The 15333-nt window shown below is 39.5% G+C and carries 8 protein-coding genes and 2 pseudogenes; 6 read left to right on the top strand and 4 right to left on the bottom strand.

Annotated features, from left to right (window positions below; translation table 11 throughout):
* Positions 1 to 28: 28 nt before the first annotated feature.
* Genes B3R91_RS12770 through B3R91_RS12760 form a run of 3 tightly spaced genes read left to right on the top strand, consistent with a single transcriptional unit; the run spans position 29 to position 1826 of the window.
* A complete protein-coding gene (locus B3R91_RS12770; protein WP_286797986.1) occupies positions 29 to 364 on the top strand; it encodes an HNH endonuclease domain-containing protein in 336 nt (111 codons plus the stop codon).
* A 19-nt stretch (positions 365 to 383) separates the two neighbouring features.
* On the top strand, positions 384 to 1034 hold the full coding sequence (locus B3R91_RS12765; protein WP_286797985.1) for a class I SAM-dependent methyltransferase: 651 nt from the start codon (positions 384 to 386) through the stop codon (positions 1032 to 1034).
* Between the two features lie 45 nt (positions 1035 to 1079).
* Entirely contained in the window at positions 1080 to 1826 is a 747-nt protein-coding gene (locus B3R91_RS12760; RefSeq protein WP_286797983.1) for a hypothetical protein, read from the top strand.
* Between the two features lie 46 nt (positions 1827 to 1872).
* Here the strand turns inward: B3R91_RS12760 and B3R91_RS12755 are convergent, their stop codons facing one another.
* Positions 1873 to 2532, bottom strand: coding sequence for a 3'-5' exonuclease (locus tag B3R91_RS12755; protein ID WP_286797982.1), 660 nt, complete (start codon positions 2530 to 2532; stop codon positions 1873 to 1875).
* Positions 2533 to 2877: 345 nt separating this feature from the next.
* Positions 2878 to 3351, bottom strand: a complete 474-nt coding sequence (locus tag B3R91_RS12750; RefSeq protein WP_286797981.1) for a hypothetical protein — start codon at positions 3349 to 3351, stop codon at positions 2878 to 2880.
* A gap of 687 nt (positions 3352 to 4038) precedes the next feature.
* Here B3R91_RS12750 and B3R91_RS12745 point away from each other — a divergent pair.
* Genes B3R91_RS12745 through B3R91_RS12735 form a run of 3 tightly spaced genes read left to right on the top strand, consistent with a single transcriptional unit; the run spans position 4039 to position 14277 of the window.
* A complete protein-coding gene (locus B3R91_RS12745; RefSeq protein WP_286797980.1) occupies positions 4039 to 6576 on the top strand; it encodes a hypothetical protein in 2538 nt (845 codons plus the stop codon).
* Positions 6577 to 6591: 15 nt separating this feature from the next.
* Positions 6592 to 8475 (top strand): hypothetical protein, encoded by a 1884-nt coding sequence (locus B3R91_RS12740; protein WP_286797978.1) that lies wholly within the window; start codon positions 6592 to 6594, stop codon positions 8473 to 8475.
* Between the two features lie 9 nt (positions 8476 to 8484).
* Positions 8485 to 14277 (top strand): DEAD/DEAH box helicase, encoded by a 5793-nt coding sequence (locus tag B3R91_RS12735; RefSeq protein WP_286797977.1) that lies wholly within the window; start codon positions 8485 to 8487, stop codon positions 14275 to 14277.
* Positions 14278 to 14322: 45 nt separating this feature from the next.
* On the opposite strand, the pseudogene B3R91_RS13540 reads toward B3R91_RS12735, so the two are convergent.
* Together B3R91_RS13540 and B3R91_RS13535 are read right to left on the bottom strand one after the other, a co-directional pair.
* Positions 14323 to 14689 (bottom strand): annotated as a pseudogene (locus B3R91_RS13540) (IS3 family transposase); the annotation flags it as partial.
* 74 nt (positions 14690 to 14763) lie between these two features.
* Positions 14764 to 15015 (bottom strand): annotated as a pseudogene (locus B3R91_RS13535) (transposase); the annotation flags it as partial.
* Positions 15016 to 15333 lie beyond the last annotated feature (318 nt).

Here is a 15333-nt window from a genome sequence, read left to right as displayed (position 1 = left end):
TACTTTTTGATACACCACCAAAAATAATATTGAAGTCGATCACTTTATTCCTTGGTCGAAATATCCGATTGATACCACTCACAACTTCGTACTTACTGATCATCGCTGTAACAACAGCAAACGGGATTATCTTGCTGAAGAGCTGTTCTATGAGAAGTGGCTAGAGCGCAATCAACAACACGGTCATACGATTGAACAGCAAGCAAAAACCATAGGCTTTATAACCAATCAGCAACGATCAGAGACGATTAGCCAGTGGGCTTATCAAATAGCGGTGGAACATGAGGATTTAGTCTGGTCACCACAACCAAGTATAAAGTTGCGGCCAATTAATCCTGATGCCCTGCCACAGCTTAGAGCCTGATAAATAGATATGCCACTTTATGACCAAACGAGCCTCTAAAAGCACCCTTAACTATTATGATGAAAATGCCGTTGAGTTTGCTTGTCAAACGGTAAGCATAGATATGCATGATTTATACGAGCTGTTTATTAGTCAGCTCCCTCAAAGAGATACGCAGTCTGTTTTAGATGTCGGCTGTGGCTCAGGTAGGGATGCAAATTACTTTGCCAAACAAGGTTATGAGGTAACAGCGATAGATGCCAGCGCCGAATTAATTCAGTGGGCTCAGAAGCACCATATGTCGAGCAGAATTAGTTGGGTTCACTTAGATTTTAGCAGTATTAAAAATCAGGCTTGGGAAAATAAGTTTACTGGCATTTGGGCTTGCGCCTCATTGCTACACGTACCTTTTCTCGAGCTACCTTGCATTATAGAGTCATTGTTAGAAACCTTGACTGATGATGGGGTAATGTACTTGTCATTTAAACATGGAGAAGGGGAGCGAGTAGATGAGGAGCGCTTCTTTTGTGATATGGATGAATTACGTTGGAAAACCATTGTTGCTAACATACCGCAAGTGATTGAATACGATATCTGGTTATCGTCTGATAAAAGAGTCGACTGTAAAGATGCATGGTTTAATGTGATGATCAAACGAGAAAACAATCCTATTAGAAGTTCTGTAAAATAATGAGTAACAACTGACGATAACTGACATAAAACTTGGCGGGTAGATATGAGTGAGTCAATGGAACTTTTAAGTTTGTTTGAATCAGATGGCCGAATGAATAAATTCCAAAGTTTATTTAAACAGCTCATCCATGTTCTGTCAGAAGAAAACATTGAGTATGTGATTATCGGCACAGTGGCATACTCAGAGTACGCACCTTCTCGTGCGACCACTAATATTAATTTCATGGTCTCTGAAAGTGACTGCTATAAACTTGAAAGCGTTCTTAAAGAATATGAGATTGATTTTATATGGAATGCCTACCAACAGCTCATCATTGCTGTCAAAGATGAAAGTGATGAGACTAAAAAATATCCTCTCGAACTTTCATTCCAAAGCGCCCATAAAGGTCTTACATTGAGTCAGCCCATACCTAAAGAGATATTTAGTGTGGCTGATGTACCTGTCGCTAGCCCTGAAATATTAGTGGCTCTATGGTGTTTGGCAGCAAGTAATGGCCACTCTAAGTCTTATTACGATGCCCAAATGATGATTAAGCTAAAGTTAGCAGATGTTGATAGATGCATTGCTGTGATTGAAAGTCTTCATGAAACTAATGCCAATAAAGTATTGCGCTCAATTCTCACAGGTAATGCTATGTATGTCGATACGATCAATATGGATGAGGCGCTGATGATGCCGTCTGATCTAATCCAGAATCATGAAGAGACCGAGCTGGCGAAAGCTCATCGCTATAACGCTGCACAAGAGCGTCGGCGTCAATTGTATAAGGGAATACAACAGGCAAAATAAGCGAATAATAAAAGCGCTAGCTTGGTGCTACTTATATTTACGCACACTACTCTAGAGCATTCTTACAAGCTTCAGCCAAATAAGGATCAACCGTATCTTGTTTCAATAGCCATTTCAAATATCCAGCACCATCCGAATGAGTCGCTAAATCTGCAATAGCCTCACCCTTATGTTTACCAAAACTTAAATGAGTCGGTATACGCGCTATTTCACTAAATTCATATAAGCTCTCCACATCACGTATCTCATGACCTTGGCTATTCGCCAAATCGATCAAACTACCAAGCACTAGCTCAGTGAAGTAAATATCAGCAATGGCAGCATGAGCATCTCTTGCTTGAGCACGGGCTATATCACGGTGAAAGTGATAGAGGAGGGATACTAGTTTATGGCTTTCTAGCGTAGGAAGAAGACAGTTAGCCATGGCATTGGTGCAAATCAACTTAGGTGTATGGGTCACACCCGCATTTCTAAGAACCGCCATATCAAAATCAATATTGTGACCAATCAAGTACTCTACACTGCTAGGTAATTTGAAGTCTGTATGAGGTGGTTCATCTGAAACATCCTCATCACAGATATGTGATATCGCCATAGAGCCCAAGCTGATTTCTTTTAGAGGGTTGAAGCGCTTCGCTCTCGGCTCCTGCAACACATTTACCTTACCATTAATGATATCAACAATAGAGTAGGCGGCTTCAGTCATGTGTGGCTCACTCAGCCCTGTGGTTTCGGTGTCTAGTATGTATGTGGTCATAATTAGCCTTAGTAAATATGAGGAGCTTAGCAGTTTGGTATAAGTAGTTCCATTATATCAGTCTATTTTGAGTGGTCTATTAATAGGTTTGAAGGGTAAAATAATTATTTCCGCTGGGGGTGGTATGCGCCTAGCTAATACAGAATCCGTTATATGATTGAATCTACAGTTCTAATCAGAGGATTATCAACACCCATTGAAGGCTACAAGTATCATTGAGTTTTTATTAAAGCATCACCTAGCTTTATTTCCCTGAATAAAGGGCTAGGTTATACCCCCACAATAAGCATTAGGTTACTTGCGTTTTTTGCCTTTGGCTTCTAAATCTGTAGAGCTTAGGCGCTTTTCTTGAGTAAAAGTGACCGTCTTTGAGATCTTATTAACAGGCACTTTCAACCTAACTGCTTTGTTACCTTCAAAATAAGCAAGGAATGCCTTTTGTTGTTCTTCTACAACCCACCCATTGCCAAACCCATCTATCTCTGTCGAAAATGTTTTAGATTTTTTATCCTTGGCTGATAGCGTTATCTCGCACTTAGTGAGGCTACAATCTGATGCAGTGTATTCATCAGGGATGCCAATAGACACCTCATAGCCTGATCCAATTATATTAGAGATAACGATGCTAAAACCGTCCTTGTCCGAAGCAATGGACGCAGCCACAAAACTTCTGCCAAAATCATCATCACCTGATGAGTAGTCCCATTTTTCGGCATTAGCCCCAAACGAAATCATTATAGCAACCAACCCTAACATCAACTTTTTCATTTTATACATCTCTTGTTTTATGAGCGCTCACTGCGACCGCTTTTGTATTTCATAGTTTTTTGCAATACTGCCACCACTACCTAACAGGATTAAATTATCATAATATCGTTTTTTAAACTCAAAAAGTAACACATAACCAATCGTGCTATACAGTCGTGTTTTCTTGAACCAATAAAGGCGTATTTCATGATATGTGCTTGGCAAAGTACGCCGTGACTTCGAGCATAGCTCTCATCTTGCTTTGGGAAGAAGCAGTGCTTCGCTTTATCCTTCCTCATCTAGAATGTATTGCTCGTCTTGCGCTGAGCTTGCGTTCAAGACGTTTATTCTCTTCTATAATGGCCATGAGTGCGGGATCCTACGGCTTAGTGCCCGTAAGCTTGACTTCATTAGCTTTGTTCTCCCAATTGCACGGCTATTCCTACCTGCCGATTGCCGATCAGTCGCCCTCAAGTTACCGTTATTATCTGATATCTTTTTGACAGCTTCTACTTTGAATTCCGTACTGTAGTGTAGCTCTGAATTTTCTTGGTCATTGTAAACTCCTTATCGAGTCGTTAGTTTACCAAGTTTATCTCTACGGTTTCTTCAGCATAGCTCATAACCTTGTATAAACGAAAGTCGAAGTACGGTAGTATTGAAGTGAACGTTGCGAATTTATTAAATAGTATGTAAGGATAAGTCACTGTGACCATAGCAATGCAAACGACTCTTGCTAGTTTGACAAAGAAAGAATGGATTACTTCTCTACAGCAACATTATTTAAGTACAGAAGGTCCATATGGCAATTCAGACTTAACTAATTTGGACGTTACTCCAGCAGGCTTAGCAGATGCGATAGGTATGAATGGATACTCCGATGAGGATATTCAAAATGCATTCATGTCAATTTTTACTAGGAAATTAGTAAGAGATTTTCTATCAACTAAAGTAGATGAGATTCAAGGAGCAAAAGCCTATAGTAATTTTCATTTTTTGATATTATCTTGCTTTGTGGCTGCTACCACTACTAATGCGGGAGATAGTAATCAATATCGAGAGCGACTAGGAGCTTTGCTAGATGATGACCAAGGTGCCGAGCAAGGTGTAAGCGGAATTAATAGTTTATGGTTGGCTTTATCAAGATGGATAGGTAATCAAGTCCAGCAAGGTAAGAGTTATAGAAAAATTATTTTGCCTAAAGATATAGGGAATATGACGGTTATTGGCTATGCCGTAAAGTTAGCTTACCCCTCTCGCGATGATCGAAAGCAACTAAAAAATGTTTTAAAAAAACTAAGCTATAGAGCGTTCGAAAGTTCAATATCTTTATTGGTCGAGCTAGATGAAGATTATTATGGTGAATTACCAGTATTGATGCAACAAGAATTATCTGACCTAAAAAAACGCTATGAAAGCATTCAAGCCATAGAGAACCATCACTTTTGGCAGTTAATACTTAGTATTTTATCTGAGATTAATCGAGAGAATCCCAAAAAACATACTTTGTTATGGTCGGTGTCGGTCAGATTTGGTGGATGGGATGGTGATGAGTTAGAAGAAGTAGTTTTAGCAAAAGGAAATCGACGTCAAGATTTAGAAGTGCCTTTTTGGCAAGGGGGTTTTTTACAATTCTTAGAAATGCCTCGGATACCAAAACAAATTAAAGCTTTATTAGATAACGGCTGTATTGTTCTATTTGAGCGTCATGGTGGTCTATGGACACAAGAGGATAGAAAGCCTCAAGCAGAAGATACAGCTATTATTCTAGCCAATCGCCCTGAAATCATTGAGCGGTTTCAACATCCTTGTAGCATTGCCGAAAGGTGGTGTTATTCTGAAAATATGCCATTACAAAAGGCCTTAGAGATAACCTATGGTCAAGGGGTAGCGGGGCAAAATATATCAGAAAAGGGATTGAAGTTTGAAGGAGGGATACCACTAGGACGTAATAAGTGGCTGGCACGTTCAGGATACTTACCCATTATTAAAATTGAACCTAGTAGTAAATTTAGTACAAACCCAGCATTAAAGGTTCAAATTGAGGATAATATCGTTACGATCATTGATGATGACTTGATTGATAAAGAATGGAACTTAAGACAAATTGATGGGTATGATGAACTTACATTAAAAAGAATCCAATTTTTTAATAATGCACCACTCAATGACTCATGGCCACAAAGGAAAAATGGGTTTGAAGCGTCGGTAGAACTTAATTATCAGTTAGGTACACCGATTTTTGAAACCCAAAATGTAATGTCAATAGGTGTATTCCCTAATCGCCTGTGCGATGCATTAGAAGCATTATATGCTCGTGCACAATCCCCTCGATCAGAATCAGAGATTATTGCTATCTTACAGACAGTTTTACCTCAAGAACCTGAATTTAAATACATGGTCTGGGATGTGCTACGCTCTTTGGAGGAAGCAGGGTGGCTAGAGCAAGATCTTAGTGGGCGTTGGCGGGGACGCGTTTGGCGTGTGCAAGCCCCAAAGATTGTATTAACAGGTAGTTTAACCGCAATCGTTGAGGGTGCTATCGCTCATAAAGAACTAGAAATACTCAAAGTTGAAGCTATAAGACAGGGTGTTGAAATATATATTAATGCTCAGTTGGAGTGGGCAGTCCCTGTTATAAGTTTGCATGGTGACAAAATTAAGAAGCTAGCCGAAGAACTTCAGTGGAATATTGAAATTGGTAAAAACATTGTCGCAAAAACAGCTCCAAAATGTTGGCCTGTAGAAAATAGAACCGTTATGGGACGTCAATTATCCAGCATTTGGAAAGCTGAGCCAGGATTGTTTATTCCATTAAACCACAATATATCTAACGCTAAAATGTTGAGAAGGTTTACACGTGATGATGATAGGGACGTATACGCTATTGATGAAGATCAGGGATTTGTTACGACGCAACGCAATATTGCAATTTTGGAGTATGCAAGGAAAATTAAAAAACCGGTTTTTATATACGATAATGGAATATTAAAACGACAGAGCTTAAATGGCCACTTACCGTTGCCAGTTGCTAGATGGTTACGACAATTAACTGCCCTGCAATCTGGTCCTGCTCTTATATCAAAATGTTCGCAGTATCAATATGGTGTGGGTGAGGAGCAATTAAGCACATTGCAAGCTATATTTGGCTACGCTATTCAAGGTAACAATAAAGTTAAACCAAAGAAACTTATTCTGGAAATTGCAAAGCAACGTAGTCGCGGTAGCCGAATAAGCTACATTTAAAAAGAGGAAAAACAAGTGTCAGAACAATGGTATTTTGGTGAGGTTGATTATACACCTCGACCTCACACACGAATCAGTGGTATTGCAAAAGCAATTGATGGTAAATGGAAAAAACAAACCTTGACTAGTGATTTAGCGCCTGTCGGTAGAGTTTTTGCTCCTTCATTGTATGGCGTAGCTGAAAAACAATTTCTTATTTTTACTGTTAAATTAAATCCAAGAATAAGTGATGATAACAATTATTCATCCGATAAAGAGCATGATCATTATATTATTGAGGAACGGAAGAAGCCCACAGTCGTTATTGATTATAGACATATGAGTACAGAACAAATACGCTATAAGTTAGTAGAGTTTGGTTTGGGAAGTATTGATGCTATCGATGCAGAACCAAATGAAGTTATCGTTGCATTATCTGACACAGAATGTGCCATTGTCGAAGTCATGTCCCATCCTCGTAATGGTCGTTATGTAGCTAAAACAAGAGACGTGGAAGTTTATTCTTTTGACAGTTCCATCTTTGATGGAGAGACTTTTGAAGGACAGTTTATAGAGGTCCCTGATGTGACTGTTGGCGATTTCATTCGCGAAATAACGTGGAAGCTAGACGTCGATATATTAAATGACTTATTGGACAAGCTAAAAAATTATGATGAATATCTAAAAGCTACTACTAAAAAGCAACGGGCGGATTTAGTTAGTCTATTAGATCGTGCACTCAACATTACAAAACAACAAAATTGGACTGATACACATGAATGGTTAGAAGGATATAAGCAAAGGGTTGCTAGGTCTTTAATAGAGCCAGAACAAGTAGTCGATACTCTATCAAACATGCAACCTTTTCAGCAGAAGCTGGAGATAGCACAACAAGCAGCAAGTAGTGCCTATCATCAAAAGATACGACCTATTATTGAACAAGAGATTAGGTCAGAGCTAACAGACTTGTTATCACAACAAGAGAGCTTGAAACAAAATATCCAGGAAAAACAAGGCATATTAGAAAATAAAAAAGTCGTTCAAGATGAGTTACAGCAAAAGATTTCAAGCTTGAATCAACAGTTACTAGTAGAAATTGGCCATCTTAATCAAACACTTGGTGATATTAAAGAATTAGATAATCAAGAAAATGTATCCCTTGTAGAACGTCTAAAAATTGCTCTGCATGATCAAGGAAGGCTGATTAAGCCTATAGATTCTACTACACCACCATGGTCGAGAGGATCAGGAAGAGATGATATTCCATATATCGATAATTCAGAGTTTCATGCCAAAATTCAAGCATTTGAAGAGAAAGCAGCTATATCACAATTAGAGCTTAATTTATTTGATAGTGCTTTACGCTCAGGTGATTTTGTTCTTTTACCATCAATTTCAGCAGAAATTCTCATACCTAAATACGCAGAAATTGTTACGGGTGGAGTGATTTTTCGAGAGAGTTTAGGTCCAAATATCTTAAATTTAGATGACTTATGGATGCAACCAAACCAAGGAACTAAGACTGGTTTTGCGAGAGCGTGGTCAACGGCAGTAGCGAACCCAAATCAATATCATTTAGTTTGGCTTGATGGCTTACAACGGACGGCCATAGATTTATGGTTGCCAAGTCTAATAAGTGTCTTATATAGCTCTGAAAGACCAAGTAATTTACTTGTTATGGCGACTATTGATGATAATTTCATTGATCAAGAGCGTCTGTGGCCAGAATTAACAAGATTTAGTACGCCACTTAAATTTGATAATCAAGTTGAGTATGACAAAAGGTTATTACAACGGCTTTCAATTGCTCAAGAAAGATGTACACAGCTTGCTTATCAAAAGGTATCTGTAGCTAGCGAGAACTACTCTGAGATACTTGAAAAAGGTCAACTATGGCTGAAAGAGTTATTAGATAAATAAGAGGGTAATATGCTAGATCCAATAGGTGCTTACAACGACATTTTAGAGCTTTATCTTTCTTATTTAGATACAGTTTATCGATTACGCCGTGAAGATTTAAGTCAAGAAAGGCAGCGCTTGTTACGACAATCAGGCAATTTAATGCCAGAACCTTTTATTGAGCCTATTTTACGCTATCAATCAACAAATATTCGATTGGAAGATTGTTTAGATGATGAGTGTCAGGATAACCCATTAAAGAAATTTAATCGTGAGCAACGCCGAGCTATCATTGAAATGATGTTTTCTGGGTTGTTCCCTGGCAAACCAGCCACAGGCGAGTTATCACGACAGAGTGTATTTTCACCTTATGTTCATCAAGTGCAAATGCTGCAACGCGGTTTAAAGAGTGGGCATCCTGGTATTGTTGCATCTGGTACAGGTTCAGGCAAGACAGAGTCATTTTTATTGCCTATTTTGGCAGAATTGATGGCAGAAGCGACGCAATGGGGACCGCCACCAGCAGATTATTTGCAACACCAATGGTGGCGTGAAGGAAGTAGGTTTGAGTACCACCGAAAAGGTGAAGACAGTAATCGACCACAAGCAGTGCGTGCATTAATTTTGTATCCAATGAATGCACTAGTAGAAGATCAAATGGTGCGCTTACGCACTATGTTAGACTCGCCAGAGGCTATAGAAGTATTAGATAAAAGAGCCAATGGTAATCGGATATTCTTTGGCCGTTATACCAGTGCAAGCCCTGTTCCTGGTTATTTGAATCATCCAAGACGACGAGATGATGAAAAAGAAAAAACAGCTACTAAGCGCCGTGTAAAACGCACTAAGACCACGTTGATGACATTAGCGAATGATCAAGAAAAGGCATTGGCGTATGATAGGAGTAATCCTGAGACTGATACAACACGTTATTTATTTCCATCTCTTACGGGGTCAGAACTTGTTACACGATGGGACATGCAAGAAACGCCACCGGATTTACTGATTACTAATATTTCAATGTTGAATGCAATGCTTTCTAGGGAGGTTGATGCTCAAATCTTCGATAAGACTAAACAATGGCTTGAAACGGATCCTAAAGCTTACTTCTTCTTGGTTTTGGATGAGTTGCATTTAATACGCGGTTCAACAGGAACCGAAATGGCCGCTCTCATTCGTACTTTAATTAACCGACTGGGGTTGGATCGTACAGAGTATCGCCATAAGCTGCGTATATTAGCGTCTAGTGCTTCTTTACCCTTGGATGGTACTGAAGGTGATCAAAGCTTGGGGTATCTTTATGACTTCTTTGGACCGTTTGGAACTTATGTAGATAGTCATAGTAAAGGAGCTAAAAAGCCTGAGGACTGGGCAGAAGCTGTTGTTTCAGGCAATACTGATATACCTAAACCCATTACTCAACAATGTATAGATACTAGACCGTTTATAGCAGTGGTAGACTATCTAACACCAGATGGCCGCTATCTAGGTCAGCTAACGAATAAATTAGACAGAGATCAGCAATTAGAGAAACTACTAGATGCTTGCAAAATAGCCTTAGGATTGTCTCAATCTCACGCAACCAGTGACATGGTGAATGAAGTTGCTGCTAGACTGGCAACAAGTTGTACAGATGAAGAGGGGAAAACCAAAGCTCGCTCAATATCAACGTTAGCAGAAAGGATTTTTGGTGAAAGTCGAGAACATAAAGCTTTACGTGGTTTAATGATCATAAGAGGGTTAGGAGATATAGAGGGGTCAGAGGCAATCTCCTTTAGGGAGCACCTGTTTTTAAGAAGCTTGGAGGGTTTATTTGCCGCACCCATGATGCAACAAGGTCAGCTTGCTTATGAAGGGTTGTCGGTTGAGAGTGGTACTAGTCATATCCAGACTTCTAAAGGTAACCAGCGGCTATTTGAATTATTTTTATGTGAGGGATGTAATACAGAGTTTATTGGAGGGCTACGTGGAAAAGCTTCTCGTAATAACTCAAGATCGCCAATTGAAATTCTCCCTCAAACGCAGGACCTTGAAAAACTTCCAGAGTTTGGCGTTGGTTCGGGTATTGAAGACCTAAGTCACGAGGAGTTTGTTCTATTTTGGCCATCTAGAGAATCAGCCAAACGAGGTGATAATGACAAAGAATCGTGGGCTCCTATGTCGTTAGATCCATACAATGGTCAGTTACGTTCAACTAGTCCAACTAACCCTGCGAATTTTATCTCAGGACAACTCTTCGACATGATTAATGTATCTGATAAAGATAAACAACGTAAGAAGACTGCAGCACCAAACTGCTGCCCTGCGTGTGGGGCTGATTATTCACGCCGTAGTGAGCAATATCGTAAATCACCTATTCGTAGTTTTCGTACTGGTTTTGCTAAAACATCGCAATTGCTGGCTACTGAAGTTCTTGAACTGCTTAAACAAGCTGGTAATAGTCCTAAAGTGATTGCATTTTCTGATAGTCGTCAAGATGCAGCTAAAACAGCCATTGATATTGAACGTCATCACCATAATGACACTCGTCGTAGGATTCTGGTGGATGCACTAATCAATAGTGCACTGGTTGAGGATGTCGAAACTCTAAAAGCCAGGCGAGAAGAAGCAGAAAAAAAAGGGGACTATGATTTAGCAGATGAAATTGATAACAAAATAAAGAAAATTAAAAGAAATCAGTTAAGTCCTGATCGTATCCCATTAGCAGCAATTTTAGAGACAAATGAAAAAGGTATTATCGAGACAGGTTTTAAGGCTCAGCCACTGCTTGCGGGGATGACTGCTATAGGTGTGCACCCTACAGATGACACCGGCGTAGAAAAAATTAATCACAATGAGTGGTTTAGTTATTTTGAAGAGAAGCAGGACGGAACAATCTATTGGGATGACAAGATTGACGGTACGAAAACTACAGATGCAAAAAATGCAGTGGCGAAAGCACAACAAACTTTGATTGAAGATGTTATTTTTGCGCGTAACTATTTTGCTTTGGAAGAAACAGGAATTGGTTACGCTTGTTTTGAAGCTCAACATCAACAGAACTCAGATGAGCTTAATGCGATTTTAAGGGTTTTTGCAGATAATTATCGTGTATTAGCCAACAAATGGGTGAAGCAGGACTCAATTAAAGAGTGGGTGAGCGGTTACTCTATAAGTAGTAGAAGAGTGAAGCATTTTCTACAAGCCTCTGGCATCAGTGAAGATAAAATGACTGATATTTTAAAAGAAATGGAAAAGCTTAATCATCGAGGTGGCATTATACGAATCGAAAGTTTATTTATTCAACTTGCTAAACCTGAAGATCCAGTTTATGAATGTACTACCTGTAATAGAGCTCATTTACATCGTGGTACAGGTATATGTACGCGTTGTCACCAACACTTGCCTACTGAACCTAATCTCAAATCACAGCAGCTTAGGGAACGCAACTACATATCTAAAAGATTAGATAAAGCCTTTGCAGATGATCAGTCTGTATTTAGATTGCGTTGCGAGGAGTTGACAGGACAAACAAGATCGCCCGCAGAGCGATTACGGCGCTTTCGGGGTATTTCGATTGATGATAACAGCAATCCAATCAAAGAGAAAGCTCAAGAAATTGATTTGCTTTCAGTTACTACAACAATGGAAGTTGGTATTGATATCGGTGCATTACAAGCTGTATACCAAGCTAACATGCCGCCTCAACGTTTTAATTATCAACAGCGTGTAGGACGTGCTGGACGACGTAGACAAGCATTTTCTCTGGCAATGACATTGTGCCGAGGTCGTAGTCATGATATGCACTATTTTCGCCATCCTGAAGCAATCACAGGAGATGCTCCACCACCGCCTTTCTTAACAGTAGAGCACATAGATATTAGCTTGCGTTTATTGAGAAAAGTTTGGCTTACAGAAGCTTTCAAACTATTAAGGGGGGAAGATGATAGCAATTATCCAGGTGATAATATGAAATCTGATATACATGGAGAGTTTATCCTAACGACTGACTACTACGACGAAGTCAAAGGCTGGAAGCAACGCTTAACAATTGCACTTAGAGAGACCCAGCCAATCGCTGAAAAACTAGCTAATACTCTAGGTCAGGGGGTAGTAAATCGAGAGCAAGATCTTTTAACTTACTTAACAACTGATAAACTGATCGATGAGATCAATGTCTTAGAAAAAGAAGGTAGCAATCGTGAAATGGGACTGGCTCAATTCTTAGCTGAGAACGGATTGTTACCAATGTTTGGCATGCCGACCAGAGTAAGAAATCTATATTTGAATTTAGAGTCAGTTGGTGAAAATGAGTCTGAATGGGATTCTGTCGATCGCGAAATTGATATCGCTATTTATGAGTTTTCTCCAGGACAAGTGGTGATTCGAGATAAACAAATTCATGAAAGTATCGGCTTTACTGATCAATTAGGTTTTGTCCAGCTAAGGCGTGGTGGTGCTAAACTCATTCCTGAGCCTAAAGCAGAGTGGTGGAATGATAAAGTGAGCATTGCTGACTGCCCTACGTGTGGTGCACTAAAGCTACTTGCCCAAAGTGATAATGGAATCAAATGTGACGATTGTAAACAACAGATACCCCAAGAAGCTTTTAGTATCTACTATTCACCCAGTGCATTTAGAACTGATTTTCGACCGCGAGTGTCTGACGGCACTGAACCTCCTCATCCTATGATAAGACGGGAAACTGGAGCGATTATTGCACCTATGCAGATGGAAAAAGTTGTAGGAACAAACTTATCACTTGCAACTGGTAAAGAAGCTTATATTATCAGAAGAAATAGAGGGGTTTTAGATGTAGATGGAAACTCTAAAAGCTACGAGATGGTTCACAGAATTCAGAATAAGGTATATTGCCAAGGAAATTCTAAATTAAATATTGATAAGGTTCCAAATCAAGCGATATTATTAGATAAAGCTCAAAAATATTCAAAGCTTTGGCAGGTACAACCAGAATTACCTGAAGTACAAAAAGTAAAGCTATTTTCAAAAAAGCGCACAGATGCTCTAAACCTTAGCATGTTGTCAATCGCGGATGGTTTATCTATGGATAGACTGGGACCTCAATTAGAACGCTCAGGGACAAGCTTAAGGGCTGCGGCTATTAGTGCGACACAGCTTATAGTTCAGAGGGCTTCTCTAGCTTTAGATATATCACCAGATGAGTTCGAACCTCTTGAGCCTAGGCTTCGTGAAGAGAGGCCCATCTTGCAGATAGCTGATACATTGGTAAATGGCGCTGGTTTCTGTCAAAGATTAACAAAAAATATAGAGGGAAAATCACCTCTAGTTGTAGAACTTATAGACTCAATGTTAAATGATTTATCAGACCCTATGGTTGGCAGTTTTTTTGAAAGTAAGCATCGTGAGGAATGTCATCGCTCTTGCTATCGTTGCATTCAACGCTATGGTAATAGGGGATACCATGGTCTACTAGATTGGCGATTAGGACTCAGTTTTTTAAGATGTTTATTTGATCCTACACATCGAGTGGGTTTAGATGGAGATTTCACGAAGTATTCTGAGCTTAAAGATTGGCCTGAGCTTGCTAAAATTGCTGCACATGATATCAAACGCCTAGATCCGTATAAACGAGATATTATCAGTGTAGGTCCATTAAACCTTCCGGTTGTGTTGCATAACTCCAGTGGGCCTAGCTCTGAAGCATTTGTTATTGTTCATCCTTTTTGGGATGTAGTGGATATGAGTGCAGAACTAAAGCAAACTGTCGATTCCTTAGATTCTAGCCACTCTATAATGTTCATTGATACCTTTGAAACGAATCGTAGATTAATGAGTGCTATTGAAAATGTTAGGTCTAAATAAAAAAAGATAGTGATTTGAAATAAAAAAATTTTATAAATAGAAACCCCAAGACTCATTAGGACGATTAGCATCAAACTGCTGATCCAACACGTTTGGGTAAACCATTTTATTATGGTTCGAGTCCATGGTGACTTTAAAACGTTTGTGGCGACGGCATTTGATGCCATGTTATTCTTTAGTACGCCTGACCATGTACAAGCTAATGTCATGGCCTTGCTCTATTAGCTTTGCATGCAGTCGCTCACAATGCTTACGATGTATCTGGGTCACTGATATCACAATTTATCCAGTCGTAATAGCTTGATGGCTTAACACTTAGCACGCGGCACATAGTGGTGATGCTAAAGAAGTGCTGGTTATCTTTGATAAAGGCTTACCTGACTAACTGTGCTTTGCAAAGTACGCCGTGGCCTCATTCGAGCATAGCTCTCATCTTGCGTCGGGCCAAAGCAGTGCTTCGCTTTATCCCTCCTCATTTAGGATCTATCGTTCCTCTTCGGCAACTTTAAGTTGTCGCTTGAGTTGGTTTATTTCTTGAAGAGCAGTCATAATATTAGGATCATATTATTCTGTACCGACAAGCTTGCCTTGATTGGCTTTGTTCTGCCAGTTAGATAACGTTTGTATCGCAATTTCAAGCTGCTTTGCAGTCGCTGAGATATTACCGTTATTATCCGCTATCTTCTTGACGGCTTCGGCTTTAAGTTAGTCGCTGTAGGTTCCTAATTTCTTAGTCATGGTAAACGCCTATTAATACGCTTAGTTTACCAAGTTTATCTCTACGGTTTCTTAAGCATAGCTCAGTTTTTAACGAGCTTTTGGATCAGTTCTACGCAAGTAATTACGATATAAATACCATCAGAATGTTAAAGCAAATCAATGATCAGCAATCTAAGTGAATAAAACCGAACGAGACCCTAAAGGATGATGTAATCCTTAGTGAGGATTAAACTTCTTAGATTCAACATTGAAGTGCAACGCACCCGAAGCTAGATTTTACCTCAAGCGGTGTTCTAAACCCTAGCACCTTTCTAGGTCGATTATTTAAACTGTCTT

Origin of the sequence: Psychrobacter sp. UBA6291, from assembly GCF_002439405.1 — a bacterium.
GTDB lineage: Bacteria > Pseudomonadota > Gammaproteobacteria > Pseudomonadales > Moraxellaceae > Psychrobacter > Psychrobacter faecalis.
This window is presented reverse-complemented; position numbering and strand designations above follow the sequence as displayed.

What these genes read in the sequence shown, in the direction of transcription:
- B3R91_RS12765 (WP_286797985.1), top strand. Translation starts at nt 384, where the DNA reads ATGACCAAACGAGCCTCTAAAAGCACCCTTAACTATTATGATGAAAAT.
- B3R91_RS12760 (WP_286797983.1), top strand. Translation starts at nt 1,080, where the DNA reads ATGAGTGAGTCAATGGAACTTTTAAGTTTGTTTGAATCAGATGGCCGA.
- B3R91_RS12755 (WP_286797982.1), bottom strand. Translation starts at nt 2,532, where the DNA reads ATGACTGAAGCCGCCTACTCTATTGTTGATATCATTAATGGTAAGGTA.
- B3R91_RS12750 (WP_286797981.1), bottom strand. Translation starts at nt 3,351, where the DNA reads ATGAAAAAGTTGATGTTAGGGTTGGTTGCTATAATGATTTCGTTTGGG.
- B3R91_RS12735 (WP_286797977.1), top strand. Translation starts at nt 8,485, where the DNA reads ATGCTAGATCCAATAGGTGCTTACAACGACATTTTAGAGCTTTATCTT.